General features: G+C 42.0%; 24 protein-coding genes and 1 tRNA gene. 17 read left to right on the forward strand and 8 right to left on the reverse strand.

Translation table 11 applies throughout. The features are described 5' to 3' along the window. Positions 1 to 308 precede the first annotated feature (308 nt). Entirely contained in the window at positions 309 to 2,405 is a 2,097-nt protein-coding gene (locus RTN07_RS10525) for a catalase (protein WP_095356425.1), read from the forward strand. Positions 2,406 to 2,462: 57 nt separating this feature from the next. On the opposite strand, the gene RTN07_RS10530 is transcribed toward RTN07_RS10525, so the two are convergent. Beyond that, positions 2,463 to 2,553: transfer RNA gene (locus RTN07_RS10530), tRNA-Ser, on the reverse strand. A 126-nt stretch (positions 2,554 to 2,679) separates the two neighbouring features. Here RTN07_RS10530 and RTN07_RS10535 point away from each other — a divergent pair. Both RTN07_RS10535 and RTN07_RS10540 read left to right on the forward strand, forming a co-directional pair. After that, positions 2,680 to 3,615, forward strand: a complete 936-nt coding sequence (locus RTN07_RS10535) for a DNA/RNA non-specific endonuclease (protein ID WP_312177901.1) — start codon at positions 2,680 to 2,682, stop codon at positions 3,613 to 3,615. Positions 3,616 to 3,872: 257 nt separating this feature from the next. Further along, entirely contained in the window at positions 3,873 to 4,247 is a 375-nt protein-coding gene (locus RTN07_RS10540) for a DUF2147 domain-containing protein (RefSeq protein ID WP_095356427.1), read from the forward strand. 144 nt (positions 4,248 to 4,391) lie between these two features. Here RTN07_RS10540 and RTN07_RS10545 read toward each other — a convergent pair whose 3' ends face one another. Both RTN07_RS10545 and RTN07_RS10550 read right to left on the reverse strand, forming a co-directional pair. Further along, the gene (locus tag RTN07_RS10545) at positions 4,392 to 5,717 is read right to left on the reverse strand and encodes an ammonium transporter (protein ID WP_409455562.1); all 1,326 of its coding nucleotides are present in this window, start codon (positions 5,715 to 5,717) and stop codon (positions 4,392 to 4,394) included. A gap of 122 nt (positions 5,718 to 5,839) precedes the next feature. After that, on the reverse strand, positions 5,840 to 6,178 hold the full coding sequence (locus tag RTN07_RS10550; protein WP_007115809.1) for a P-II family nitrogen regulator: 339 nt from the start codon (positions 6,176 to 6,178) through the stop codon (positions 5,840 to 5,842). 723 nt (positions 6,179 to 6,901) lie between these two features. Here RTN07_RS10550 and murD point away from each other — a divergent pair. Together murD and ftsW are read left to right on the forward strand one after the other, a co-directional pair. Then, entirely contained in the window at positions 6,902 to 8,305 is a 1,404-nt protein-coding gene (gene murD, locus RTN07_RS10555) for a UDP-N-acetylmuramoyl-L-alanine--D-glutamate ligase (RefSeq protein WP_312177919.1), read from the forward strand. Between the two features lie 37 nt (positions 8,306 to 8,342). Continuing rightward, positions 8,343 to 9,551, forward strand: coding sequence for a putative lipid II flippase FtsW (gene ftsW / locus RTN07_RS10560; protein ID WP_312177903.1), 1,209 nt, complete (start codon positions 8,343 to 8,345; stop codon positions 9,549 to 9,551). Here the strand turns inward: ftsW and gluQRS are convergent. The 4 genes from gluQRS to RTN07_RS10580 all read right to left on the reverse strand — a co-directional run bounded on the left by gluQRS (position 9,548) and on the right by RTN07_RS10580 (position 12,627). Next, positions 9,548 to 10,510 carry a tRNA glutamyl-Q(34) synthetase GluQRS gene (gene gluQRS / locus RTN07_RS10565; RefSeq protein ID WP_312177905.1) on the reverse strand — a complete coding sequence of 321 codons (963 nt, stop codon included), beginning with the start codon at positions 10,508 to 10,510 and terminating at the stop codon, positions 9,548 to 9,550. The genes ftsW and gluQRS overlap by 4 nt on opposite strands. Continuing rightward, complete coding sequence (dksA, locus tag RTN07_RS10570) at positions 10,503 to 10,940, reverse strand: RNA polymerase-binding protein DksA (protein WP_036594643.1); 438 nt, start codon at positions 10,938 to 10,940, stop codon at positions 10,503 to 10,505. Before dksA ends, gluQRS begins: the two co-directional genes overlap by 8 nt. 225 nt (positions 10,941 to 11,165) lie before the next feature. Beyond that, positions 11,166 to 11,993 carry a metallophosphoesterase gene (locus RTN07_RS10575; RefSeq protein WP_312177907.1) on the reverse strand — a complete coding sequence of 276 codons (828 nt, stop codon included), beginning with the start codon at positions 11,991 to 11,993 and terminating at the stop codon, positions 11,166 to 11,168. A gap of 181 nt (positions 11,994 to 12,174) precedes the next feature. Next, on the reverse strand, positions 12,175 to 12,627 hold the full coding sequence (locus tag RTN07_RS10580) for a Fur family transcriptional regulator (RefSeq protein WP_312177909.1): 453 nt from the start codon (positions 12,625 to 12,627) through the stop codon (positions 12,175 to 12,177). Positions 12,628 to 12,979: 352 nt separating this feature from the next. Here RTN07_RS10580 and RTN07_RS10585 point away from each other — a divergent pair, with 352 nt between their 5' ends. The 11 genes from RTN07_RS10585 to RTN07_RS10635 all read left to right on the forward strand — a co-directional run bounded on the left by RTN07_RS10585 (position 12,980) and on the right by RTN07_RS10635 (position 24,392). Then, a complete protein-coding gene (locus tag RTN07_RS10585) occupies positions 12,980 to 13,381 on the forward strand; it encodes an ATP synthase subunit I (RefSeq protein ID WP_282850538.1) in 402 nt (133 codons plus the stop codon). 467 nt (positions 13,382 to 13,848) lie between these two features. After that, a complete protein-coding gene (gene atpB / locus RTN07_RS10590) occupies positions 13,849 to 14,724 on the forward strand; it encodes a F0F1 ATP synthase subunit A (RefSeq protein ID WP_007115819.1) in 876 nt (291 codons plus the stop codon). Positions 14,725 to 14,751: 27 nt separating this feature from the next. Beyond that, positions 14,752 to 15,012, forward strand: coding sequence for a F0F1 ATP synthase subunit C (gene atpE, locus RTN07_RS10595; RefSeq protein ID WP_100269247.1), 261 nt, complete (start codon positions 14,752 to 14,754; stop codon positions 15,010 to 15,012). 79 nt (positions 15,013 to 15,091) lie between these two features. Beyond that, positions 15,092 to 15,562 (forward strand): F0F1 ATP synthase subunit B, encoded by a 471-nt coding sequence (locus RTN07_RS10600; protein ID WP_144918689.1) that lies wholly within the window; start codon positions 15,092 to 15,094, stop codon positions 15,560 to 15,562. A gap of 25 nt (positions 15,563 to 15,587) precedes the next feature. Then, entirely contained in the window at positions 15,588 to 16,190 is a 603-nt protein-coding gene (locus RTN07_RS10605) for a F0F1 ATP synthase subunit delta (RefSeq protein ID WP_007115822.1), read from the forward strand. 47 nt (positions 16,191 to 16,237) lie between these two features. Next, on the forward strand, positions 16,238 to 17,782 hold the full coding sequence (gene atpA, locus RTN07_RS10610) for a F0F1 ATP synthase subunit alpha (protein ID WP_007115823.1): 1,545 nt from the start codon (positions 16,238 to 16,240) through the stop codon (positions 17,780 to 17,782). A 141-nt stretch (positions 17,783 to 17,923) separates the two neighbouring features. Then, positions 17,924 to 18,802: a F0F1 ATP synthase subunit gamma gene (atpG, locus tag RTN07_RS10615; protein ID WP_312177912.1), complete on the forward strand. Its 879-nt coding sequence runs from the start codon at positions 17,924 to 17,926 to the stop codon at positions 18,800 to 18,802. Positions 18,803 to 18,827: 25 nt separating this feature from the next. Further along, entirely contained in the window at positions 18,828 to 20,228 is a 1,401-nt protein-coding gene (gene atpD / locus RTN07_RS10620; protein ID WP_095356437.1) for a F0F1 ATP synthase subunit beta, read from the forward strand. Positions 20,229 to 20,309: 81 nt separating this feature from the next. Then, positions 20,310 to 20,732 (forward strand): F0F1 ATP synthase subunit epsilon, encoded by a 423-nt coding sequence (locus RTN07_RS10625; protein WP_095356438.1) that lies wholly within the window; start codon positions 20,310 to 20,312, stop codon positions 20,730 to 20,732. Between the two features lie 398 nt (positions 20,733 to 21,130). Continuing rightward, positions 21,131 to 21,838 carry a response regulator gene (locus RTN07_RS10630; RefSeq protein WP_007115827.1) on the forward strand — a complete coding sequence of 236 codons (708 nt, stop codon included), beginning with the start codon at positions 21,131 to 21,133 and terminating at the stop codon, positions 21,836 to 21,838. Between the two features lie 229 nt (positions 21,839 to 22,067). After that, positions 22,068 to 24,392: a nitric-oxide reductase large subunit gene (locus RTN07_RS10635; protein ID WP_312177914.1), complete on the forward strand. Its 2,325-nt coding sequence runs from the start codon at positions 22,068 to 22,070 to the stop codon at positions 24,390 to 24,392. Between the two features lie 104 nt (positions 24,393 to 24,496). On the opposite strand, the gene RTN07_RS10640 is transcribed toward RTN07_RS10635, so the two are convergent. Then, positions 24,497 to 25,093, reverse strand: a complete 597-nt coding sequence (locus RTN07_RS10640; RefSeq protein ID WP_160002698.1) for an Rrf2 family transcriptional regulator — start codon at positions 25,091 to 25,093, stop codon at positions 24,497 to 24,499. 488 nt (positions 25,094 to 25,581) lie between these two features. Between RTN07_RS10640 and RTN07_RS10645 the strand changes: the two genes are divergently transcribed. Then, positions 25,582 to 26,148, forward strand: a complete 567-nt coding sequence (locus RTN07_RS10645; protein ID WP_312177917.1) for a multicopper oxidase domain-containing protein — start codon at positions 25,582 to 25,584, stop codon at positions 26,146 to 26,148. Positions 26,149 to 26,161 lie beyond the last annotated feature (13 nt).

Genomic DNA, 26,161 nt, shown 5'->3' on the forward strand with positions numbered 1-26,161 from the left:
CCAATGGTAGTGTGGTTCGCCCATGTGAGAGTAGGTCATCGTCAGCTCCCTATTCTAAATCACCCCCCCTTACTAATGTAAGGGGGTGTTTTTTTTGTCAAAATAACATGCAGTATTATGATGTTAGTTTTATTCTTTTTATATGCTGCATTAATAACCTATTTGTTACATAGCTTTACGCATTTTCACACTGTAAATTTTTGAATCCTATATACTGATTACATCAATGTCGATCCTTTTTTAACCTTAGGTGAACATTTGATGTTTTCTAAAAAATTACAAATATAATTAAATATCTAGGATAAAAAATGACACAAAAGCCCGTTAAACCAGAGCCAAATATGAATGTTCAGCAAGGCAATGCTGGTGAAACTCATCAGCAGGCTGATAATAATTCAACCAATTTAACTACGCAGCAAGGTATTGTTATTGCAGATAATCAGAATTCGCTAAAGGCAGGTCGCCGGGGGCCTGTATTGCTGGAAGATTTTATTTTACGCGAGAAAATTACCCATTTTGACCATGAACGTATTCCTGAGCGTGTTGTACATGCTCGTGGTACGGCAGCCCATGGTTATTTTGAATTAACTAAATCATTAGAGCAATTTACTACAGCTAAGGTATTAACAGAGGTGGGCAAACAAACCCCATTATTTGCTCGTTTTTCAACGGTAGCCGGTGGTGCGGGATCGATTGATACGCCGCGTGATATTCGCGGTTTTGCCGTCAAAATCTATACAGAGGAAGGTAACTGGGATTTAGTGGGTAATAATACCCCTGTGTTCTTTATTCAAGATGCGATTAAATTTCCCGATATTATTCATGCTGTAAAAATGGAGCCTGATCGTGGTTTCCCACAAGCGGCATCAGCGCATGATACCTTTTATGATTTTATCTCGTTAAACCCTGAAACCTTACATAACTACCTATGGGCGATGAGTGATCGCGCTATTCCTCGCAGTTTACGCATGATTGAGGGCTTTGGTATCCATAGCTATCGCTTTATTAATGCCCAAGGCGAAAGTGTATTCTTCCGTTATCACTGGCGTCCACGTTTGCAGCTTCAATCACATGTGTGGGATGAGGCCGTGAAAGTTGCCGGTGCTGATCCAGACTATCATCGTCGTGATCTATTTGAAACTTTGTTTGAAAATGGTGACGAAGTTGTTTGGGACTTTGGTGTGCAGATCTTTACCCAAGAACAAGCAGAAAAATTCCCATTTGATCATTTGGATGCAACCAAATTAATTCCAGAAGAATTAGTTCCTGTTGAAATCGTAGGTAAAATGGTATTAAACCGTTATCCCGATAACTTCTTTGCGGAAACAGAGCAAGTGGCTTTCTGCCCAGCAAACATCGTACCAGGTATCGACTTTAGTAATGATCCGTTGCTACAAGGTCGTTTATTTAGTTACCTAGATACCCAGTTGTCACGTTTGGGCTCACCAAATTTTGCCCAGCTACCAATTAATGCGCCAAAATGTCCATTCCATAATATGCAGCGTGATGGCCATATGCAGATGCAAATTCCTAAAGGTCGCGTCGCTTATGAACCACAAAGTTTGGAACCAGAAAAACCGCGTGAAAATCCGTCAATTGGGTTTAAATCATTTACAGATGATTTAACTCAAAATAACGATGCGGTTAAAGGTCGTATCCGTGCAGAAAGCTTTGCAGACTTTTATAGTCAGCCGCGTATGTTCTATCGTAGTCAAACCCCTATTGAGCAGGCGCATATCGCTTCAGCGATTGTGTTTGAGCTTTCAAAAGTTGAGACACCCTATATCCGTGAACGCATGGTTGCACAGCTGCTAACGGTTGATGAAACATTGGGTAAACGCGTGGCCGATGGGTTAGGCATGAAACCAGTGCCAAAACCGATTGAGCCAACGGTTCCGGTGCAAGATTTGCCATTATCACCAGCTTTACAGTTGATTGGCAAAGCCAAGCCAACGCTTGAAGGTCGTAAAGTCGCTATTTTAGTCGCAGATGATTCAAATGCAGAAATGCTTGAAAAATATAAAGCAGCGATTACAGCAGCAAAGGCAACCCCCTTTATTGTAGCGCCAAAAATTAGTATTACGTTAAACAATGGTGAAACCATTGCGGCTGACGGTCAATTGGCGGGTTCACCTTCTGTCTTGTTTGATGCAATCGTTAGTATCATTATGCCAGAGCAAGCGAAAAAACTAGCCAAAGTGAGTGAGGCGATTGCGTGGTTTAAAGACGCGCACGCCCATCTAAAAGCGATTGCTTATTGTGGTGCGACGGATGAATTTATTCTGATTCCCCAGCATATTGAGAAAGATGCCAGTGTGGTGGCTTTAAAGGAAATAGAGACCTTTATCGAGAAGGCCAAATCGCGTGAATGGGATCGTGAACCTAATGTGCGTGATTTAGCGTAATTCATCAACCCCGCAACAAAAAAGCTAGCTTAATAATAAGCTAGCTTTTTGTTTATTTGGCGGAAACGGAGGGATTCGAACCCTCGATACGCTATTAACGTATACACACTTTCCAGGCGTGCGCTTTCGACCACTCAGCCACGTTTCCAATCGAGTTGCAACTCCAAAATATAGGTAATCGCAAAACGGACGCTTATTTTACCCAAAATAATGCCAAATGTCATGTATAATTAATCAATTTTCATCAATGGCTAGAGTTGGTATTTTATAGCGTATGAGTGGTTATCAGCGTTTTTCACACAAATCACTGTCACAGACACTAGTAGTGATAGCTTTATCCTTATTGCCCTTATGGGCACATTCAAGCAGCTCTTTAGATTATCGCAAACAGCACCTCAATCAATGTGGCAATACCTATGCTAACCAACAAAGTCCACAGCCACTCTCGAATCAACCACTTGAGATTTATTATTTATGTCTAAATGGCTTTGCTGTAGGGTATTCGTCACTGAGTAAAACCGCTTTATGGTCAGCGGAGTATTTGACACGAGCGCGTATTGAAAAAGCGAGCGAGTTATCTAGGGTTAATAATTTTCACGAGGAAAGTCAGCTGCCTAATCGGGTTAAAGGCTATTTAGCTGATTATCGTAACGTACCTTATGATCGTGGGCATCTAGCGCCGAATGCAGATATGAGTACGCTTGAATCACAATATGACAGCTTTAGCCTTGCCAACATTGTACCGCAAAATCCTGTCAATAATCGTAGCACTTGGCGAGACATTGAGTCCCGTACCCGTTACCTAGCGATCAAACACAATCGTATCTATGTGGTGACAGGGGTGGCTTTTATCAGTAATCGGGTTAAGAAAATCAATAACAATATATTAGTACCCAGTCATCTGTACAAAGCGATTTATATTCCAAGTCTACAACAAGCAGGGGTTTATTTTGTCCCTAATGATGATAGTCAGCGAGTGGAAATCATTAGTCTGGATGAACTTGCGGTAAGAATAGGCGTGGATGCCATGCCAGGGTTATCAGGGAAGGTACAAAAAACGGCAATGACGCTGCCTATCGATGACTATTCGAGCACTACAAAAAACAAAAACACGCCAAAATCAGAACCCGATAACCAGCAAATTTTATTAGTCTTAGTTAATTTAGTCTTGACTATTTTTGAATGGATATTAAGCCTATTTAAGTCCTAAAAATGGTAATTATACACAAATGACTGATTAGTCAGTTTACGCTTTTGAAATTTTTAAAAAAAATAATTATTTAAAAATCAATTAATTAATATAAAAAAAATGAGAAATTTTGCCCTGTAAGAATGTAGAGAACTATGAGTAACTTTTGCGTATCAAAAAATATCTTTACCTCAAAACCATTTTAGCTATAATGTTGTTCAATAGCACTGCATCTCGCTTCCCTTAATTTTTTGCAGTGCGCTACAGAAGGAACTGTTATGAAAATTTCTCTTAAATCAATCAGCGTTGGTGTTGCTCTTTCTACTTTAAGTGTTGCTGCTATGGCTGCCGATCCAATTGTGGGTACTTGGCAAACTTATGAAGACAATCAACCAAAAGCCCAAGTTCAAATCTCACAAACAGGTAGTACTTTCACCGGTAAAATCGTTGCGGGTAATACTGAAAAAGCAAAATCTTTTGTTGGTAAAACTGTGTTAACAGACGTTAAAGCAGCGGGTAATGGCAAATATACAGGTAAAGCAAAAGACCCACGTTGGGGCTTTGGGTTAGGTGCAGATATTTCAGTAAGTGGTTCGACCTTGACTTTATCTGTTCCAGTCAAAGGCAGCCAAACTTGGAAAAAAATTAAATAATCGCTACTGATTTGAAATATCAAAAAAGCTAGATAGTGATATCTAGCTTTTTTATTTGTTCAATCGCAAGTTTTGTAGAGTCTTTTGGTATGGTTAGATAAAAAAATAGGCTGATTGAATCAGCCTATATTTATCATTCTTTGTCTATTCGATACGTTCGCCATGTACGGCTAAATCAAGACCGGTGTATTCATCTTCATCAGTGACACGTAAGCCCATGGTTAATTGAATCACTTTAGCAATAATGAAAGTCACAATCGCGCAGTAGATGATAACCGCGAACACGCCTTCTAACTGTACCCACACTTGACCCATAGTCGATAAAGCCAGTGGTTTGCCAGTGATAGCAGGACTCACAAAGATGCCTGTTAATATGGCGCCGACGATGCCACCAACGCCATGCAATCCAAACGCGTCCAAGCTATCATCGATTTTTAACAGACGTTTGAGATAGTTGACTGCATAAAAGCAAACCAATGAAGTGATGATGCCAATCGCTAATGCGCCTGCTACCGTTACAAAACCTGCCGCTGGGGTGATACCGACTAGACCCGCCACTGCACCTGATGCACCGCCCAGTACAGAGGCTTTACCACGGACTAATTTTTCGATGGCAAACCAAGTTAATGTCCCCGCCGCTGCCGCTACTTGAGTGACAAGTAACGCATTACCTGCCAATGCATTTGCCGCCAACGCACTACCGCCATTGAAGCCAAACCAACCTACCCAAATTAAACCCGTACCAATTAAGGTTAAAGCCAAGTTTGAAGGTGCCATCGGGTCACGGTTATAGCCATTACGTTTACCTAAAACCGCCGCCAACACAATACCTGCTACACCGGCATTAATGTGCACGACCGTACCGCCTGCAAAGTCTAGCGCACCATCTGCCATCAACCAGCCGCCGCCCCAAACCCAGTGACAAATCGGTGCATACACCAATAATACCCAAAGGGCAGTAAACACCATAAAGCTACTGAATTTAATACGTTCAGCAATCGAGCCTGCTAAGATTGCCACAGTGATAATCGCAAAGGTCATTTGAAAAGTGACAAATAACAGGGTGGGTACGGTACCGGTTAAATCACCCAGCCCGATATTAGATAACAATGCATTATCAAAACCGCCAATAAATTGATTAAAATCGCTGCTACCAAACGCCAGCGAATAACCCAACACAATCCAAATGATAGATACTACCGCCGTGGCACCATAACTGTGTGCCATCGTCCCTAAAATATTCTTTTTGCGCACCATACCTGAGTAAAACAATGCCAACCCTGGAATAGTCATTAGGAGCACTAATGCGGTAGAAATTAATACCCAAGCGGTGTCGCCTGCATTTAGCGTAGGCGTGTCAGCAGCATGAGCCACCAATGGAGATAACAACAATAACGATAAAATTGATTTAGTAGATACTAGTGGCTGTAAAAATTTGGCAAAAGCTGCCCTTGTAATGACGGCATTCATCGTAACCCCCTTAAAATTATTTGAGATAGTCGTTAAGCGGCTTGATAGGTCTTGGTTAATTTTTAAAGGATGGTCGACTTTAAAAGTTAACAAGCGCTGCGGCAACGACAGTCATGATAGTGTTAGATAGCATTAGCGCCTGTTTCACCAGTACGGATACGAATCACTTGTTCTAATGGTGATACAAAGATTTTGCCATCACCGATTTTGCCCGTGCTAGCCACGCGAGTGATAGCTTCAATCGCTGCATCAACCATTTCGTCAGTCACCGCAATTTCTAACTTAACCTTCGGTAAGAAATCAACCACATACTCAGCACCACGATACAATTCAGTATGACCTTTTTGACGGCCAAAACCTTTTACTTCGGTAACAGTGATACCTTGAACACCAATCTCAGAGAGTGACTCACGTACATCATCTAGTTTGAACGGTTTTAAAATAGCCGTAATTAATTTCATAATAATTTCCTTTTAAGTGCCGCTTATGGTTGGGTTAGTTACTATCTGCTGTAGTGGCTTAATAGCGATTACCCTAAACAGCATTCGTAAAGCATGTTGAAAATGGTAGTTTCGATAATTCAAAAGCTATGCCAACTTTCAGAAACGTCCTATTTTTAAGGGGGTAAAAAATACAACCTATTGAAAATAAAGCAAAAACTTTTTGGTGATTTCAATGCGACCATCACACAGAAAGCGTAATTTTATTATAACCAAAAAATAAAAATTCCTCTAATGTAAATCAGTTATTGCACCAAAAAGGTTATTTGGGCGCCATTAACGATTTTGTAGATAATTTTTAGAGTTATTTTAATAATTGGCGATAAAAACAAAATAATTGCACCAAAAAAGTGCATTTTACTGCCTAAAATCGTTAAATTTGTTGAGTAATACAGATCAAAAGTATATCTTCATCGCAAAAATCGTAGCATTTAAACCGCCTTTTATTGCGGTCACTACAAAACATGAAAACTCACATTTAATCGCAAAACTTTTTGTCATAAAATGGTATGATAGAAAACGTTTTTAGCTTATACGGCAAGTATTGTTATTGCCTTCTCTAGCGGTACCCTTATTTAAGTGTTACAAGTTTAAGTATTATAAGTTTAAGTGTTACAAGGAATTCTCGTGAGCCAACTCTCAGCCACTCAATCAGCCGTTTCACCTGCTTCAACCAACCAAAGCATGCCATCAGCATCGAGCATGATTCAACGTGGCAATGGCTTACAAGTGGTGGTTGGACTTGGCAAATCAGGCTTGTCGGCAGTCAACTATTTACACGCGCTTGGCTACCCCGTAGCGGTCACCGATGCCGGTCTGCCCAAACTTGCCGAGCACTTGCCAACCGATATAGTGACCAAGTTTGGGGCATTAGATGGCGAGCTGTTGGCAGTGGCAGATCGCATTATCATCAGTCCTGGTATTGACCCTTATTTGCCTATATTTGATGGCGCACGTGCGAAAAAAATCGCGATTGTCAGTGATATTCAATTGTTCCATGAGGTAGCTAAACAGCGACAAATTCCGATTATTGCGATTACCGGCTCTAATGCCAAAAGCACTGTCACCACCCTGGTTGGCCAGATGGTCAAAAATGCGGGGTTTAAAGTCGGTGTCGGTGGTAACTTAGGAACGCCCGCGCTTGATTTGTTACTTGAGCCCATACAGATGGCGGTGCTTGAGTTATCCAGTTTTCAACTACAGACCACCACCAATTTGTCCGCCAAAGTAGCCACCGTGCTTAACATGTCGCCTGACCATCTAGATCGCCATGGCAATATGCTCGGCTATCACCAAGCCAAACACCGAATATTCCAAGGCGTGCAATCCATTGTGGTCAACCGCGAGGACTTGCTTAGTCGCCCGTTAGTATCCGATGATATGCCCACCATTAGCTTTGGTAGTAACGCACCTGATATGAATCAGTACGGATTGATAAAAGATAGCGATGGTGAAATCTGGCTAGCACGGGGTCGCGAGCGGTTGCTCAATGAAAAAGACGTGCCGATCAAAGGTGAGCATAACTTGATGAATGCGCTGTCAGCCTTAGCAATTGGCGAGCTAGCAGGTCTGCCGCTAGACAGTATGTTAACAACATTAAAAAACTTTGTTGGGTTGCCACATCGCTGTGAATTTATCACAACCACCCATCAGCTCGATTGTTTTGACGACTCCAAAGGCACTAACATTGGCTCGACCATCGCGGCAATTTTGGGGCTAGGTAAAGTATATGCGCCCAAAGGCAAAAAACTTGCAGTGATTTTGGGCGGGCAAGGTAAAGGTCAAAACTTTGCTGAACTGGCAAAACCCTTGATGGATTATGCGCAAGTGGTGTACTTTATTGGAGAAGATGCCGATAAAATCGCGGCTGATTTGGCATCAGCGGGTTTAGATGCTCACAATCCTGCAGGGATTGTATTAACCAAATGCCAAACCCTGGAACAAGCGGTCAGTCAAGCTTGGCAAGACCAGCCAACATTCCCCGCTTTAGGCGTATTATTGCTATCACCCGCTTGTGCAAGTTTTGATCAGTTTAGTGGCTATGTGGAACGTGGACAAGTTTTTCAACGCTTAGTCAAACCCCAATAATCATTCGCTAGTGTATTTTTAATATTTAGGTTTTGTTATGCCCGCGCCCCATTCGACTTCTTCGTCACTTTCTTCATCCCTCTCAGCTAATAGCGTTTCTGCTAAGAAAAGCCGCCAGTGGATTCCGCCCATTAATTCGGTGCTATTGACCACGGTAGCAACCATTATGGTATTTAGTCTGTTGATGGTGGCGTCCGCATCAATACCTTTTGCACAAACCAAAAAACTGGGTGATTTTTACTTTTTTTATCACCAATTGGCGTACATGGGAATCGGTGCAGTTCTTGGTTTACTGGTATATTTTATCCCACTTCGCAAGACGTTTCGCTTAGATTTCATTATGTATGCGCTGCTGGCTTGTCTGTTGCTGATTATTTATACCCTAATCGGTGGGTCAGTGATTAACGGCAGTAAACGCTGGATTGAACTGGGTGGTATCAATTTTCAGCCCTCTGAATTGGCAAAATTGTTGATGATTTTGTACACCTCAGATTATCTGGTGCGCCGATCAGAAGAAATTCGTAATCATTGGAAAGGCTTTTTGCGGCTAACACTGATAGCCATGGGGCTGATCTTATTTATCATGTTGCAGCCTGACTTCGGCTCGGTGGTGATTATTGCGACCTGTATTGCAGCGATGATTTTTGTCGGCGGCTTACCCATGCGCCAGTTTTTCATCATCATGGGTGCCATGTTTTTGGCAGGCACCATGGCGATTATGGGGGCAAGTTACCGACTAAAACGGGTAACCTCGTTTTTAGATCCGTTTGATGACTTGAAAAATAGTGACTATCAGCTAGGTCGCAGTATTGTAGCCTTTGCCCGCGGTGAATGGTTTGGTGTCGGCTATGGGGAAAGTATCCAAAAACTCTCCCATTTACCGGAGGCGCATACCGACTTTTTACTAGCGATTACCGGTGAAGAGTTAGGCTTGATGGGTGTGTCGTTTTTACTGGTGTTACAAATTATTTTGGTCACTACGGTTATGCGCATTAGCTACCAAGCGCTAGCTCGGCACCAAACACGCTTAAGCTATTTTGCGTTTGGGGTTGGGATTTTATTTTTTGGGCAAATTTTCGTCAACGCCGGCATGACCATGGGGATGCTACCTACCAAAGGGTTGACCATGCCATTTTTTAGCTATGGTGGTTCTTCTATGGTGGTTAATCTCATTATCGTCGGATTGTTGATGCGAATTATCAAAGAAAGCCCAACGATTCCTGCCAATCAATGTCGTTATTATTAATGGGTTGCCAAAAGATTTTGTAAGCTATCTACTTTTATACGCTGTTTGCCTTGCAGCGGCGTATGATTCCATTGGCAAACCGCCTGCTCAAGCATCGTGGTTGGTTTATCCATATCAATCGGCGGCTGTTGTAATAATTGCAGTGCGGTCTTAATAAGTTGGGGTGCAGGGTAGGATTGAATCGGCTCTGCAAGCGTTTGTTTAGACAGTTTTTGCCCTTGTGCATTCACCAAAATGGGTAAGTGGTAGTAGTGTTGGTTAGGGGGAAAATTTAAATAATCGGCAATCACCATTTGCGGTATCGTCAATGGTAATATATCCAGACCCCGCACGATTTGATTGACGCTTTGTTGCGCGTCATCAATTACCACTGCAAGCATATAATTAATCATGCCTTTGTTGGCTGTTTGAGCCTTTGAAAAAGACGGTTTAATGCGCCGCCTTCGGACCACAATATCACCCTGTTCTCGTTGAGGATTGCCCGAAATTACCCCTTGCAGCTGATCGAAAAAAAGCATTGAATTATCTGGCATTACTAAGCGAATGGCATAATCACGCGATAGCCGCTTATGGACACAGAATCTAGGATAAGGGTATTGGGTGTTGGGGTGGGCAAGTTGATAAGTTTGCAGGGATTTACGACTGCAATCACAGCCATAACTTACTGCTTTTAGTTGCTCATCCAATAACGCGTGATATGTGTCTAGGTGTTGCGACTGGTAGCGAACGTTACCATCCCAGTGCAAGCCTAATCGATCCAAATCTGCTAAAATCAAATTGCTAAATCTTGGATGACAGCGCTCAGTATCAGTATCTTCAATGCGTACCAGCCACTTGCCTTGCGCTTGCTTGGCGATACAGTAACTGGCAATAGCCGTCACCAGTGACCCCAAATGCAAAGCTCCCGTCGGAGAGGGAGCAAAGCGACCAATAACGGGAGATGTTGATAAATTAAGCATGACCCCATGCTTGTTTTTCTTTAATCTCTGATAGCGTTTTGCAGTCGATACATTGGGTCGCGGTTGGACGGGCTTCTAAACGACGCAGACCAATCTCTACACCACAAGTCTCACAAAAACCGTAATCGCCACTGTCAATCTCGGCAATCGATTTATCAATCTTGCGAATCAGTTTACGCTCACGGTCACGCGTGCGCAGTGCCAACGCAAACTCTTCTTCTTGGGTGGCGCGGTCATTAATATCAGGCATCGCCGTTGATTCATCTTGAATATAAGATTTGGTTGATTCAGCTTCGCTAATTAACTGCTCTTTCCAATCTAATAAAATTTTTCTAAAATGCGCAAGTTGTGCGTCATTCATATATTCTTCTTCAGCCGCTGGCTGATATGGGGTAAAGCTTAATTCACGTTCATTTTGGGCAGATGCCATAGCTAATTCCTCTAAAAACCGATAGTGATACAATTTTAAGTTTACAATTTCATTACGAGTTCAGCACTTAAGCCAATGACATCGCGTTATTAACGCTTTAAACACTGCAATTCGCCAGTATATGAAATCAAACTAAAATAAACGCTAAAACCTTAATAAACAAGCTAACCAAACTTTCACGACATTAAATCTGTAAACATAAGTTCAACAACCATGAAAAATTAGTCAGATAGTATCTGTTCTTTTGATACCAGTTGCAAGTAACCCATTGTTATATAAATTTATCCAACGTAAACCAGGCGCAATTTCGTCAATGGTATAGTCTTTACACAAGGGCTTAAACTGTAGACTGGTCGATGGGCAGCCAAATACCGATGTCCCGTAGTTAATCTTATGCATTTCTTGGTGAATATGACCGACAAATATAGCTTTAATGCGGTCTAGATACGGCATTACGACTTCCCAAAAACGTTCCGCATTGATTAAGGTGTATTTATCAAGCCATGTTGAATCGATTAAGACCATCGGATGATGACAAAAAATTGCACAAGGGCGACTGGCGTTCGCTAACTGCTGCGCTAGCCACCGCAATGTCTGCTCGTCAATTTTGCCATGACTGTGTCCCTCACAAGAGGAGTCTAATAACAATAAGTCCCAATAATCGGTGGCAATACTATAGCAGTTTTGCAGGCGAGTATCTGCTTTGACTGGCAAATGACGGCGCTGGGCAAAAGGTAGATGATTATCCAGCTCTAGGGTCACATCATGATTGCCCGGGATAGCTACAAAAGGAATATTGATGTCGTCTAAGGCTGCAAATAAACGGTCATAATTTTGCGGGGTAGGTTCATGGCATAAATCCCCCGTCAGTACCAACAAATCAACATCATCGCGCTGTTGTCGGACCAAGGATAATACCGACTCAAATGTGTCTGTGGTATTAACGCCATTCATTAACTTATTTGGGTCATCAAAGAGATGCAGATCACTTAATTCAATGATTGAAAAGTAATCAGCATGGTGTTGTGATATCGAACTTGGCAGTAACGTCACTCAGTTATCCTTAGAATAATGACGGTAATCGTGGCAGTACAACTTTATCAAACAACGGTTAATTGACTTAAGTCAATCAAATAAGGCATGTTTTATATCACAAATGCTCATAATTGACAAACACAATAGCAAAATAATTGTTTGCAGAGTCTCATTCTAAGCATTCGATAAAAAAAGGTGACTATTGGCAGCGCTGACAAACACCTGAAAGCTCAATAATGCTTGACTGAGTGGCAAAATTGGTCGATTGCTCAACCTCAGTTAGCATGGTCTGGATAGATGGGCGGCTAAACTCTTGCACCTCGCCACAGCATCGACAAACCAAAAAAGCGGCAACATGGCGATCGGTGGGCTGAGAACAAGCAAAAAAAGCCTTGCTGGAATTTAATTGATGAACCAAGCCATGCCTGAGCAAAAACTCCAGACTACGATATACAGTTGGCGGTGCGACGACTTTTTCGCTCGCTGCTTGCAGCAAATCCAATAATTCATATGCCCCAATGGGCTGCGCGGCAAGTAAAATCAAACGATACACTTGCTCTCGCAGCGCAGTAAAACGTAAACCTTGCGCTTGGCAATCTTGTTTTATCTGAGTAATCTGTGCTTCAACCTGCTCGGCCGTCATGTGTGGCATACACATGGACATAGATAGGTGGCGACAATTTGTGTCGTAACTATTGGCTGATTGACTATTAGCTGCTTGAATAGAACTTCCAGCTGATTGAATAAAACGTTGGGTCATATCAAATAAAATCATCAATAACTATCAAATTACTTTAGCATGAAAACCGCATAATTTGTCTGAGAAATTAGCGATTCGGCTATAAAACTACCGGGCAGTATAACAAGTCTAATAACACACTATTGATAATGACTGGCGATTAACATCAGCATAGATAAAACAACCTTTAGCAAAATTTTTAATCAAGATTCTGCTATACTACTTTCATCATTCCTGCCCACAATCAGTTAGCCCTTATTTTGCTATGTCAAAACCTGCCAAGCCATTTGACCCACAGTCTATCCAACAATCCATCAACAAGCAGTCATGGCTGATACTTGGGCTAGTTGCCATCGGGATTGCATGGGATGTTTGGCAAGGCAATAGCCAGTATGTGGTGAGTAAAAATCTGCTAGCCGGTAGTGTGCTAGGGTGGGTGAGTCAAATCATCTTTGCTAAAATTTCCCTGAGCAAATCGGGCTATCAGCAGCGTCGTCAAATTGTTCATCGTTTTTACCAGGCCCATATGGCAAAGTGGGTGTTGACCATTGTTGGGTTTGCACTGATTTTTCTGCTGTTAAAACCGTTAAACGCCATTGCCGTATTCGCGGGCTATCTAATTTTGCAAATGAGCTACCTCATCATCACGTACCGAAATCCTTGGTAAAAAAGAGCTGTTTACAATTATTTGGTAATAACAGAAATAACCTAAACTAAATCACAAATAAATCCATTTAATCCTTTACAAAAAGGTAACAGTTGAATTAATATAGTGAAAATTTTTTGAAGGTGCGATTGCTCAGCGCTAATTGGCTAAAAAGAATTAGTTTTCAAGCAATTGCATATATGTTTTACTGATGACCCACTTATTTGAGTCAAGCAAAACACAGTAGGTCGATAGCCTATATTATTACGTTGATAAACAAGTTGTTTATTCACGGTTCATCACCTTAGTTAAGCAGATTGCTTAAACGCCTCGATGTGCCTTTGACGTCATGTTTGCACTTCTCATTGAGTATCATCAGCTCAGTTAGATACGATTATAGTGTTAAGTTACAAATTTTTGTGATTAGACAAAATATCTGACGCTAACTCCCTCTATTATCAGCTCAATATAAAAAAGAAGTTAAGATTATGGCAGAAGCAAACGCAGAAATTACTTCAAATGAGTATATCAATCACCACTTGACAAACTGGACTTTCGGTAATCACCCAACAGAAGGTTGGATAGTTGCCGAAACCAAACAGCAAGCTTCTGAAATGGGTTTCAATGCGATTCATTTAGACTCAATGCTGTGGTCGATTGGTTTAGGGGTGCTTTTTTGTGCCATTTTTTATATGGTGGCAAAAAGAGCGACCTCGGGTGTACCCGGCAAAATGCAAGCTTTTATTGAAATGATTGTGGAGTTTGTTGATAGTAACGTTCGTGATACTTATCATGGCACATCAAAGGTTATTGCGCCATTGGCATTGACTATTTTTGTGTGGATTTTCTTGATGAACTTCATGGATCTTCTGCCAGTTGATTATTTGCCTGTCATTGCACAAAAAATTGGTGGTCTGCTAGGACATAACCCACACCATGTTTACATGAAAGTCGTACCAAGTACTGACCCAAATGTGACGCTTGGTATGTCGTTCTCAGTATTTGCACTGATCATTTTTTATAGTATTAAAGAAAAAGGTTTTGGCGGTTTTATTGGTGAATTAACCCTTCATCCATTTAGCGCAAAAAACCCAATCGCTAAAATCTTATTGATTCCAGTGAACTTTATCCTAGAGTTTGTAACTCTAATCGCAAAACCTATCTCACTTGGCTTACGACTTTTTGGTAACATGTATGCAGGTGAATTAATTTTTGTGTTAATCGCCCTTATGCCATTTTGGATTCAATGGGTGTTATCAGTACCGTGGGCAATCTTCCACATTTTAGTAATCACTTTGCAAGCGTTCGTTTTCATGATGCTAACCATTGTCTATCTTAGCCTTGCATCACAAACTGAACATTAATTTCAAAACAGTAATGAGGATATCTCAATGGCTCCAGAATTAGTAGCTCAAATTTCAAGCATGACCGTTATCGCCGTTGCGTTGCTTATCGGTTTAGGTGCACTAGGTACGGGTATTGGCTTTGCAATCTTAGGTGGCAAATTCTTAGAGGGCGTCGCTCGTCAACCAGAACTAGGTTCACAATTGCAAACTCGTATGTTCATCGTGGCAGGTCTTCTTGACGCCGTACCGATGATCGGTGTTGGTATTGCCATGTTATTGTTATTCGCAAATCCTTTATTAGGTTAATAGGTACACTATCAGTACAATGTCCACATCATCTTATGTGGACAAGGATTGAAGAAACTTAATTAACGAGGGATTCTAAGTGAATATCAATGCAACCCTAATTGGACAATCGATTGCATTCGCCATCTTCGTGATGTTTTGCATGAAGTTTGTGTGGCCGCCTTTGGTTGCTGCGATTTCGGATCGCCAACGTAAAATCGCAGATGGCCTAAATGCTGCCGAAAAAGCCAAAGCAGACTTAGCAACTGCATCACAAGTTGCAGAGCAAGAGCTTATCGCAGCAAAAGCAAAAGCCGCTTCACTCATTGAGCAAGCGAACAAAAGCGCTAATCAAATGATTGAAGATGCCAGAGTGCAAGCACAAGTGGAAGGCGAACGTATTCGTCAACAAGCGCGTGAAGCAATTGATCAAGAAATTAATAAAGCCCGTGAAGGTTTACGCGCGCAGGTTGCAGAACTTGCCGTACTCGGTGCCGAAAAAATCTTACAAGAAAAGGTCAATCCAGAAACTCATGCCAATATGCTAAACCAATTGGCAGCCAAGTTATAAGTAGCAACCGTACAGTGAGGATATGATGGCTGATTTATCAACCTTAGCAAGACCCTATGCAAAAGCAGCATTTGATTATGCTAAAGAGCACACGTCAGTCAATGAGTGGCAAGATTACTTAAACGTGATGAATGCCATCGTTAGTGATAAAGCATTTGCCGATTATATCAATAATCCAGCAGTTGCTGCACAAGCTAAAGTCGCTACTTTAAAAGACCTTTATAACCAAAGTTCACCTGAAGATAGCAATACCGTGTTTAAAACTTTAAGCACCGCTATTGAAGGTGGGGCACAAGCAGATTCCAATGCTTTTGTTAATTTTTTGACGCAACTTGCAGAGCAAGATCGTTTGGCATTATTACCCAGTATCAATGAGCGTTTTGGTTTATTAAAAGCCGCTGATGCAAAAGAAGTTCATGCATATGTCACGTCGGCATATCCATTAACGCAAGTGCAAGAGCAACTCATTGAACACCGACTTGCTACCTCCCTAGGTGCAAAGGTCGTACTACATGTCAATGTAGACCCTGCCCTAATTGCAGGTGTGACGATTAAGGTCGGTGACAAAGTAATCGATGACTCTGTACGTGGCAAATTAAAACAGTTAAAAACACAGCTGACGGCATAAATTTCAACAAAATTGATTCTAGTCAGTAAAAATTAAGGAACAGTGCAATGCAACAATTGAATCCAGCGGAAATCAGTAATCTGATTAAGCAGCGAATTCAAGACCTGACTGCGGGTGCCACAGCAAAGAACGAAGGCACTATTGTCATGGTATCTGACGGTATCGTACAGATTCATGGTCTTGAAGATGCCATGTACGGCGAAATGATTGAGTTTGAAGGTGGCGTATATGGTATGGCGCTAAACCTTGAACAAGACTCAGTCGGCGCGGTTGTTCTAGGTGAATACTTGAATCTCCAAGAAGGACAAAAAGCTTACTGTACTGGTCGTATTTTAGAAGTACCAGTTGGACCCGAGCTTTTAGGTCGTGTGGTAGATGCACTGGGTAATCCTATCGATGGTAAAGGCCCAATTAACGCCAAGTTGACGGATAAAGTTGAAAAAATCGCCCCAGGCGTTATCGACCGTCAGTCAGTTGATGAGCCAGTAATGACAGGTTATAAAGCCGTTGATACCATGATTCCAATCGGACGTGGTCAACGTGAGCTTATCATTGGTGACCGCCAAACTGGTAAAACAGCCATGGCAATCGATGCGATCATCGCGCAAAAACACTCGGGCATTAAATGTGTGTACGTAGCCGTTGGTCAAAAACGTTCAACCATCGCAAACGTGGTACGTAAACTAGAAGAAACTGGCGCACTAGCTTATACAACGGTTGTGGTTGCATCGGCTTCTGAACCAGCAGCGCTACAGTACATCGCGCCATACTCTGGTTGTACTATGGGTGAATACTTCCGTGACCGCGGTGAAGATGCGCTTATCATTTATGATGACTTATCAAAACAAGCCGTAGCCTATCGTCAAATTTCATTGCTATTACGTCGTCCACCAGGACGTGAAGCTTACCCAGGTGACGTATTCTACCTTCACTCACGTCTATTAGAGCGCGCTTCACGCGTGAACGCTGAGTATGTAGAAAAATTCACCAACGGTGCAGTAACAGGTAAAACAGGTTCGTTAACTGCCTTGCCAATTATCGAAACTCAAGCAGGTGACGTATCAGCATTCGTACCAACCAACGTGATTTCAATCACGGACGGTCAGATCTTCCTAGAGTCAAGTTTATTCAACTCAGGTATCCGTCCAGCGGTGAATGCGGGTATTTCAGTTTCTCGTGTGGGTGGTGCAGCACAGACTAAAATCATCAAAAAATTGTCAGGTGGTATCCGTACCGCATTGGCACAGTATCGTGAATTGGCAGCGTTTGCACAGTTTGCTTCTGACCTAGATGACGCAACCCGTAAACAGCTTGACCATGGTCAACGTGTGACTGAATTGATGAAACAAAATCAATACGCACCAATGAGCATCGCTGAACAAGCTGCGGTAATTTATGCTTCTAACGAAGGCTATCTAGCCGATGTTCCCGTCAACAAAGTGGGTGCATTTGAAGCAGGTTTGTTACGTTACCTACGTGACCAACATGGTGATTTTATGGCAGACATTGATAACACTGCCAACTATAATGATGATATCGCAAACCAATTCAAATCAGCGATTGAAAACTATAAGCAAAATCATTCATTCTAAGATTTACTGAAATTTTAGAACTGCATTGTCATAGAACAAATGAACAAAGGGGTTATGATTACTTTGTTCATTTTTCCAAATTTCGTCCATGTTATATCAATGGGCGTGGACTGAAACTAAACATGGCTGTATGGATTATTTATGGCAAGTTTAAAAGAAATTCGAGCAAAAGTTGCTAGTATTAAAAGTACCCAGAAAATTACTCGCGCCATGCAAATGGTTGCAGCGAGTAAGATGCGACGTGCCCAAGAACGTATGCAACTAGGTCGTCCTTATGCCGATAGCATGCGTCGAGTGGTTTCTCATCTAGTTAAAGCTTCACCAGACTACAAACATCCTTACCTAGTATCTCGTGCGGTTAATCGTGTTGGCTATATTGTAGTCAGTTCTGACCGTGGTCTTGCAGGTGGTTTGAATATCAACTTATTCAAAAAATTGATGCAGCACGTTAAACAACAAAAAAGCCAATCGGTTGAAACGCGTTTTGCGGTGATTGGTCAAAAAGGCGTGAGCTTCTTTAAAACATTCGGTGGTACGGTGATCGCTGCGGAAACTCACTATGGTGACAACCCAAGCTTTGAGCAACTTAGTGTGCCAGTTCAAGTAATGCTTGATGCGTATAATCGTGGCGAAATTGATGAGATTTACATGGTATATAACAAATTCGTTAATGCCATGACCCAAAATCCCAGTGTGCAACGCTTATTACCGATTGCGGCTGAGTCTTTGGTTGATGAAACCATGGCAAATCGTGAATACAGCTGGGACTACATCTATGAGCCAACTACCAAAGAGCTGCTTGATGGTTTGATGGGACGTTATGTTGAATCAATCGTCTATCAAGGTGTGGTAGAAAATATTGCTTCTGAACAGTCTGCACGTATGGTTGCTATGAAAGCAGCAACGGATAACGCAGGTAACTTAATTAACGAATTACAATTGGTTTACAACAAGCTGCGTCAAGCGGCGATTACCCGAGAAATTTCGGAAATCGTTGGCGGTGCTGCTGCTGTTTCATAATTGACCTACATTCAAGGAGAGCGTAATGAGTAGCGGTCGTATTGTACAGATTATTGGCGCGGTTATTGACGTTGAATTTGACCGTCAAAGCGTACCAAGAATTTATGATGCCTTAAAAGTTGAAGGCACAGAAACTACATTAGAAGTACAACAACAATTGGGCGATGGTATCGTACGTACTATTGCCATGGGTTCTACTGAAGGTCTAAAACGTGGTCTACCAGTTAGCAACACTGGCGCACCAATCTCTGTACCTGTGGGTAAAGGTACACTAGGTCGTATCATGGACGTTTTAGGACGCCCAATCGACGAAGCGGGTCCGGTAGAGCATAGTAACACTTGGGCGATTCACCGTGAAGCGCCAAGCTATGATGAACAATCAAACTCTACTGAACTTTTAGAAACCGGTATTAAAGTAATTGACTTACTATGCCCATTTGCTAAAGGTGGTAAAGTCGGTCTGTTCGGTGGCGCGGGTGTTGGTAAAACCGTTAACATGATGGAACTTATCAATAACATCGCAAAAGCACACTCAGGTTTATCGGTATTTGCTGGTGTAGGTGAGCGTACTCGTGAAGGTAATGACTTCTACCACGAGATGAAAGACTCAAACGTACTTGATAAAGTTGCGATGGTGTATGGTCAGATGAATGAGCCACCAGGAAACCGTTTACGTGTTGCCCTGACAGGTTTAACCATGGCAGAATACTTCCGTGACGAAAAAGATGAAAACGGCAAAGGCCGTGACGTATTATTGTTCGTTGACAATATTTATCGTTACACGCTAGCGGGTACCGAAGTATCAGCATTATTAGGTCGTATGCCATCTGCAGTAGGGTATCAGCCAACGCTTGCAGAAGAGATGGGTGTACTACAAGAACGTATTACTTCAACCCAATCAGGCTCTATTACCTCGGTACAAGCAGTATACGTTCCTGCCGATGACTTGACTGACCCATCACCCGCGACAACCTTTGCTCACTTAGACGCAACAGTGGTATTGAGCCGTGATATTGCCTCACAAGGTATTTACCCAGCGGTTGACCCACTCGACTCAACGTCGCGTCAGTTAGACCCACTGGTCATTGGTGAAGAGCACTATGCCGTTGCTCGCGGTGTTCAAGAAGTGTTACAACGCTTTAAAGAATTGAAAGACATTATTGCGATTTTGGGTATGGACGAATTATCAGAAGATGATAAATTAGTAGTGTACCGTGCACGTAAAATCCAACGTTTCTTGTCACAACCTTTCCACGTTGCAGAGGTATTCACCGGTGCACCAGGTAAGTACGTACCAATCCGTGAAACCATTCAAAGCTTTAAAGCAATCTTAAATGGTGAGTATGATGACTTGCCAGAACAAGCATTCTACATGAAAGGTGGTATTGAAGAAGTGGTTGCTGCAGCAGAAAAACTACGCGGCTAATTTCTCAATCAAACCCTGTTAGTTTAAACTATATTAACAGGGTTTTATCAACCTAATTTTGCAATACCATAGGAGAGAACTGTGGCAACTTTACAATGTAATGTCGTCAGTGCGAAAGAAACTATCTACTCTGGTGAGATTAGTATGTTAATTGCTACTGGTGTAGAAGGTGAGGTCGGTATTTTGCCAGGACATATTCCTTTTATTACGCTATTAAAACCAGGCCCCATGCAGATCAAAACCAGCAATGGCAATGATGAAATGGTGTACATATCAGGCGGTGTTTTAGAAGTGCAACCGCATTTAGTGACGGTATTGGCAGATACGGCAGTACGTGCGCATGACTTAGATGAAGCCAAAATTTTGGAAGCACGTCGCCATGCAGAACAAACCTTGCAAAATCAAAAAGCCGATATTGACACCTCTGCCTCTGCGGCTTTGGCAGCATTGGCAGAATCTTTGGCACAATTGCAAACCTTAAAGAAATTCAAAAACCGTGCCTAATTTTGATGCGGACGTGTTTAAAGACAGTGGCTATGACCACTGTTTTTTTATGGGTGGTTAAAGATATAAGTGCTTAAAAAAGAGTGATTAAAAATTTGCTAATTAGCTTTTAAACCAAAGCTAGTTAAACCAAAGCTAGCAAGAAAATTTTATCAGTTATTAAATAGATAACCTTATATCGTATGCTTTTGCATCTTGTTATATGTGGTATTTATACTTTTTTATGTTTAGTTACGTTTTAACAATATTAAATTGGCTATTTTTTCGCTAAATTAATTCAATTATATTGTAGTAGTACAGGTAATGCGTAAACTTTTATTACTTATTGCTGCTGGATAAATAAAGATATATTCTGATATAAGTATTAAGAGTATGTATAAATTTTTTTGGAGGAAATTATGTCAGAAGAAGAGTTGATACCCCGCGTATTGATTGTAGAGGATGATGAGCGTCTTGCCACTTTGACCCAAGATTATTTGCGTAAAAATGGTTTAGATGTGGCAATTGAAACTGACGGCAACCGTGCGATTCGTCGTATTGTGGCTGAGCAGCCTGATATGGTGGTGCTTGATGTGATGCTGCCAGGTAGTGACGGTCTGACGGTATGCCGTGAAGTGCGTCCTCATTTTCATAACCCTATCTTAATGCTAACCGCGCGTACCGAAGATATGGACCAAGTATTAGGTCTAGAAATGGGTGCGGATGACTATGTGGCCAAACCGGTTCAACCGCGTGTGTTATTAGCGCGTATCCGTGCGCTATTGCGCCGCTCTGATACCGCGCCAACCGATGAAGTGCCGCAGCGTCTTGAGTTTGGCGATTTGGTTATTGATAACGGCGGTCGTTCGGTCACTTTGAACGATGAGCTTGTTGACTTTACCAGTGCAGAATATGATTTATTGTGGTTGTTGGCATCAAATGCGGGTCGTATCTTATCGCGTGAAGATATTTTTGAACGTCTGCGTGGTATCGAGTATGATGGTCAAGACCGCTCGATTGACGTACGTATTTCTCGCATCCGTCCAAAAATTGGTGACGATCCCGAAAACCCAAAACGTATCAAAACGGTTCGCAGTAAAGGCTATCTATTCGTCAAAGAAAACTAATTGCTTTTTTAAAGCAGATAATTAAATAAGTCAGCCTCGTGCTGGCTTATTTTTTTTATACAAAATAGCATTTGGCTATTAACATATATTTTATATATATGTTATAATTTCCAATAAGACAATTTAAAAACATACTAGTAACATTATACATGTAAATAAAATACATTTAATGATGTTGCAAGTTTCACTTATAAAACCCTCTTAACTTTTGCTAAAAAGGAAAACGACAATGGGTGAATTTAAACGTCATTGGATAGCCTTGATTGCGATTTTGATTGTCACTTTCTCGCTATTAGGTTGGGGTGGGGTCGAAATCTATCGTACCACACCGCCTATTCCTGCAAAATTTGTTGACCAATCGGGTCAAGTGGTGATGACCAATGACGATATCTTAAAAGGTCAATCTGCTTGGCAATCAACGGGCGGTATGCAGCTAGGTTCTGTCTATGGTCATGGTGCCTATCAAGCCCCTGACTGGACGGCAGACTGGTTACATCGTGAGTTGACCACTTGGCTGGATATTAAAGCGCAAGCACAATATCAAAAACCGTTCGATCAATTAGGCGTTGAACAAAAAGCACCGCTTGAAGCGGCCCTTAAACAGGAATACCGCAAAGGTAGCGCGCATAACGCCGCAAACGATACTGTAACCTTGTCACCGACTCGTATCGCGGCGATGGAAAAAACCGCACAATACTATATCGATCTTTACGGTGATAATCCTGATTTCCAAAAATCGCGCGAAAGTTTTGCGATGAAAGAAAATACCTTGCCTGATCTTACCAAACGTGAGCGTCTTGCTGACTTTTATTTTTGGACAGCATGGACCGCATCGGCTGAACGTCCTGAAACAGGCGCCACTTATACCAACAACTGGCCACATGAGCCACTCATTGACAATACACCAACCGCTGAAAACGTGATTTGGTCGATTGCCAGTGTGGTATTTTTGATTGCAGGTGTCGGTTTCTTAGTCTGGGGCTGGTCTTTCCTACACCATGATGAAGCTGAAGTAAAACTCACGGTGCCAAAACGTGATCCATTAAGCTTGATAGAATTAACCCCTTCACAAAAAGCCTTAGCAAAATATGCCTTCTTGGTGATGGGTTTATTTATTGCACAGATTTTCTTGGGCGGTTTGATTGCGCACTATACGGTTGAAGGTCAAGATTTCTATGGCATCCATTTATCTGAAATTCTTCCTTATTCATTAGCGCGTACATGGCACATCCAAGCGGTACTATTCTGGGTTGCTACGGCATTCTTAGCAGTCGGTCTATTCGTGACACCAATCCTAAATGGCGGTAAAGATCCTAAATACCAAAAATTGGGTGTGGACATCCTTTGGGTTGCGTTAATTATTGTGTGCTTAGGCTCATTTGCAGGCCAATACATGGCGATTCATCAAATCATGCCTGACAACTTAAATTTCTGGTTTGGTCACCAAGGTTATGAATTTATTGATATCGGTCGTTTCTGGCAGATCTTAAAATGGGTTGGCGTATTATTTTGGCTGGTATTAATGTTGCGTGGTGGTTTGACCGCGTTCAAAGCAGGCGGCGATAAAAACTTACTATTTATGTTTATTGCTTCAGTGGTCTGTGTTGGTTTGTTCTACGGTCCAGGGCTACTTTACGGTGAGCACACGCCAATCGCGATTATGGAATACTGGCGCTGGTGGGTGGTTCATCTATGGGTGGAAGGGTTCTTTGAAGTATTTGCCACCGTTGCGATTGCCTTTATCTTCTTTAACTTAGGGTTGGTGACTCGTCGTACCGCAACTGCTTCATCAATTGCTTCTGGTGCGTTGTTCCTACTCGGCGGTGTTCCTGGTACCTTCCACCACTTATATTTCACAGGTACCACGACCCCAATTATGGCCATCGGTGCGTCATTTTCTGCTTTAGAAGTCGTACCACTCGTCGTGTTAGGTTATGAGGCGTATGAGCATTGGTCAATGCAGCGCCATGCAGATTGGATGGATCGCTTAAAATGGCCTGTGTTATTCTTCGTTGCGGTGGCATTCTGGAATATGTTAGGTGCGGGTGTGTTTGGCTTTATGATTAATCCACCGATCTCACTATTCTACCTACAAGGCTTAAATACTACTGCCGTGCATGCACACGCAGCGTTATTCGGGGTCTATGGATTCCTAGCACTTGGCTTTATCCTACTGGTCATGCGCTACATTCGTCCACAGTACCGCTTTAATGATCGCTTAATGAAAGTAGGTTTTTGGGGATTGAATCTTGGCTTAGTCGGTATGATTGTGACTAGCTTACTACCAATCGGTATTTATCAAGCCTATGCGTCCATGACACAAGGTCTATGGTATGCCCGTAGTGAAGGTTTCTTACAACAAGACTTCTTAGAAACCTTACGCTGGATTCGCACCATCAGTGACTTAGTCTTTATCGCAGGTGGGTGTAGTGTGGCTTGGCAAGTGGTAAAAATGGCATTTAACATCGGTTCGCCTGATGCGGCAGTACCTGTACAGCCTTTTGACACGGTTGAAGAAAATCCAGACCCTGCCACCCCTGCACATCGTGTATAATTGGTCAATAAAAAAACAGAGCATCTAGGATGCTCTGTTTTTTTATTCAATACGCATAAAAAAAAGCGCGTTGATTATCGCGCTTTTACCGCTACTAGCAAAAATCATGATAATAACGCGCGTATCTCTTCAGGATTGCTAACCAAATCAGCGAGCGAGTAACGATCAAACACGGTTAAAAACGCTTCAATCGCTTCAAACAAGATAGGTTTTAGTTGGCATACGGGCGAGATGACACAACTAGAATAAACGGGCAGTTGTTCTTTTTTTTCAATCCAATGATGTGGGGCGATGGGAATTTCTTTACTGACTTGGGAGAAATTTACTACACCAATTTGTTCGGCATGGATAGTCATATCGGCACTATTCCCCCCATCATCAGTCACCCCGTCATCTTTTTTGGATAAATGATTGCCAAAAAAACAATCGACCATCCCAAAATCAACCTCAGTATGGCGTAGCACCGTACCGATGTTGATGTCTTTTGGGGCAAACGCAAGGCGAATACCACCGTTTTTGCCGCGTACACTTTCAATGAGTCCAATCTTACTCAGATGATGGACGATCTTCGTCAAATGATTCTTAGAGATTTGGTAGCTATCGGCAATCGCTTGAATGTTGCCAAGTTCATGCTGTTTTGGGACGACGGCTAAATAAATTAAAGTGCGTAATGCATAGTCACTGTATTGGGTAATTCTCATATTATCTCGGTATCAACTAACATTTAGTTACGAAAAAAAACAACTAGATACATTATGAAAAAAAAAGAGTAGATTAAGATGAAAAAAGTTCAGCTTAATTTACCAAGTAGCTTAGAGCAGTTGGGTCAATTGGTCCAATTGGTTTATTAGGATAACTGATGAATCCGTATGGTTACAAACGACTTGGTTATTTAATGAGCAGCATAAATTGAATATAACTAACCACATATTATACGCTTTTTTATATTGATAACGCGTCCATAATTCTAGTGTAAATTGATGGACTCGGCTAATCTCAAAATAAACTACAAAAACATACAAAATAGATTGATTTTAGAAAAAGATATATTTAATATATATATTATAAGAAAACAGGGTAAATGTGAAGTATCTCAAGTGATTTAAGGGATAGAAACTCACAGCCTCACCTGATGTCTATAGCTAAATATTGTAGTCAAACATTATAGCCAAGCATAAGGAACGATCCCATGAATGCTCGCCAAACTGCAAAGTTCCACCAACCTCTCTTAGCAGGTGCAATCGCTGCCGTGATTGCATCATCGTCGATTCTTATGGCAGGCTGTGCACCCAAGTCACAAGCTGACCGCGAGCCAACTGCCGATACCAACAAATCTGCCAGTACACCCGCTAGTGCTACCACAACGACAAGCACAGAGACTACCAGCGGTGCGCTAGCAACTGAAGAAGCAGTGTTGACGCACGCGCCTAATGTACCACCACCGATCACTCGTAAAACCCCTGCCAAAGTCGTGGTCAAAATGGAAACCGTTGAAAAAGTCATGCGTATGGCAGATGGTGTAGACTACATGTTCTGGACGTTTGGTGGACAAGTACCGGGTCAATTTATCCGTGTACGTGAGGGCGATGAGGTGGAATTCCATCTTTCAAACCATCCAACCTCAAAAATGCCACATAATATCGACTTACATGCTGTAACAGGTCCAGGTGGTGGTGCAGCCTCGTCAATGACCGCGCCAGGGCATACCTCAACCTTTAGAAGCTGTATTCACAAGCACATATTTCTCAACAATTGAGTGATATGAGCAA

Origin of the sequence: Moraxella sp. CTOTU46934, assembly GCF_031979465.1 — a bacterium.
In the GTDB taxonomy this organism is placed as follows: Bacteria; Pseudomonadota; Gammaproteobacteria; order Pseudomonadales; family Moraxellaceae; genus Faucicola; species Faucicola tetraodonis.

What these genes read in the sequence shown, in the direction of transcription:
- RTN07_RS10525 (WP_095356425.1), top strand. Translation starts at nt 309, where the DNA reads ATGACACAAAAGCCCGTTAAACCAGAGCCAAATATGAATGTTCAGCAA.
- RTN07_RS10535 (WP_312177901.1), top strand. Translation starts at nt 2,680, where the DNA reads ATGAGTGGTTATCAGCGTTTTTCACACAAATCACTGTCACAGACACTA.
- RTN07_RS10540 (WP_095356427.1), top strand. Translation starts at nt 3,873, where the DNA reads ATGAAAATTTCTCTTAAATCAATCAGCGTTGGTGTTGCTCTTTCTACT.
- RTN07_RS10545 (WP_409455562.1), bottom strand. Translation starts at nt 5,717, where the DNA reads ATGAATGCCGTCATTACAAGGGCAGCTTTTGCCAAATTTTTACAGCCA.
- RTN07_RS10550 (WP_007115809.1), bottom strand. Translation starts at nt 6,178, where the DNA reads ATGAAATTAATTACGGCTATTTTAAAACCGTTCAAACTAGATGATGTA.
- murD (WP_312177919.1), top strand. Translation starts at nt 6,902, where the DNA reads ATGCCATCAGCATCGAGCATGATTCAACGTGGCAATGGCTTACAAGTG.
- ftsW (WP_312177903.1), top strand. Translation starts at nt 8,343, where the DNA reads ATGCCCGCGCCCCATTCGACTTCTTCGTCACTTTCTTCATCCCTCTCA.
- gluQRS (WP_312177905.1), bottom strand. Translation starts at nt 10,510, where the DNA reads ATGCTTAATTTATCAACATCTCCCGTTATTGGTCGCTTTGCTCCCTCT.
- dksA (WP_036594643.1), bottom strand. Translation starts at nt 10,940, where the DNA reads ATGGCATCTGCCCAAAATGAACGTGAATTAAGCTTTACCCCATATCAG.
- RTN07_RS10580 (WP_312177909.1), bottom strand. Translation starts at nt 12,627, where the DNA reads ATGCCACACATGACGGCCGAGCAGGTTGAAGCACAGATTACTCAGATA.
- RTN07_RS10585 (WP_282850538.1), top strand. Translation starts at nt 12,980, where the DNA reads ATGTCAAAACCTGCCAAGCCATTTGACCCACAGTCTATCCAACAATCC.
- atpB (WP_007115819.1), top strand. Translation starts at nt 13,849, where the DNA reads ATGGCAGAAGCAAACGCAGAAATTACTTCAAATGAGTATATCAATCAC.
- atpE (WP_100269247.1), top strand. Translation starts at nt 14,752, where the DNA reads ATGGCTCCAGAATTAGTAGCTCAAATTTCAAGCATGACCGTTATCGCC.
- RTN07_RS10605 (WP_007115822.1), top strand. Translation starts at nt 15,588, where the DNA reads ATGGCTGATTTATCAACCTTAGCAAGACCCTATGCAAAAGCAGCATTT.
- atpA (WP_007115823.1), top strand. Translation starts at nt 16,238, where the DNA reads ATGCAACAATTGAATCCAGCGGAAATCAGTAATCTGATTAAGCAGCGA.
- atpG (WP_312177912.1), top strand. Translation starts at nt 17,924, where the DNA reads ATGGCAAGTTTAAAAGAAATTCGAGCAAAAGTTGCTAGTATTAAAAGT.
- atpD (WP_095356437.1), top strand. Translation starts at nt 18,828, where the DNA reads ATGAGTAGCGGTCGTATTGTACAGATTATTGGCGCGGTTATTGACGTT.
- RTN07_RS10630 (WP_007115827.1), top strand. Translation starts at nt 21,131, where the DNA reads ATGTCAGAAGAAGAGTTGATACCCCGCGTATTGATTGTAGAGGATGAT.
- RTN07_RS10635 (WP_312177914.1), top strand. Translation starts at nt 22,068, where the DNA reads ATGGGTGAATTTAAACGTCATTGGATAGCCTTGATTGCGATTTTGATT.
- RTN07_RS10640 (WP_160002698.1), bottom strand. Translation starts at nt 25,093, where the DNA reads ATGAGAATTACCCAATACAGTGACTATGCATTACGCACTTTAATTTAT.
- RTN07_RS10645 (WP_312177917.1), top strand. Translation starts at nt 25,582, where the DNA reads ATGAATGCTCGCCAAACTGCAAAGTTCCACCAACCTCTCTTAGCAGGT.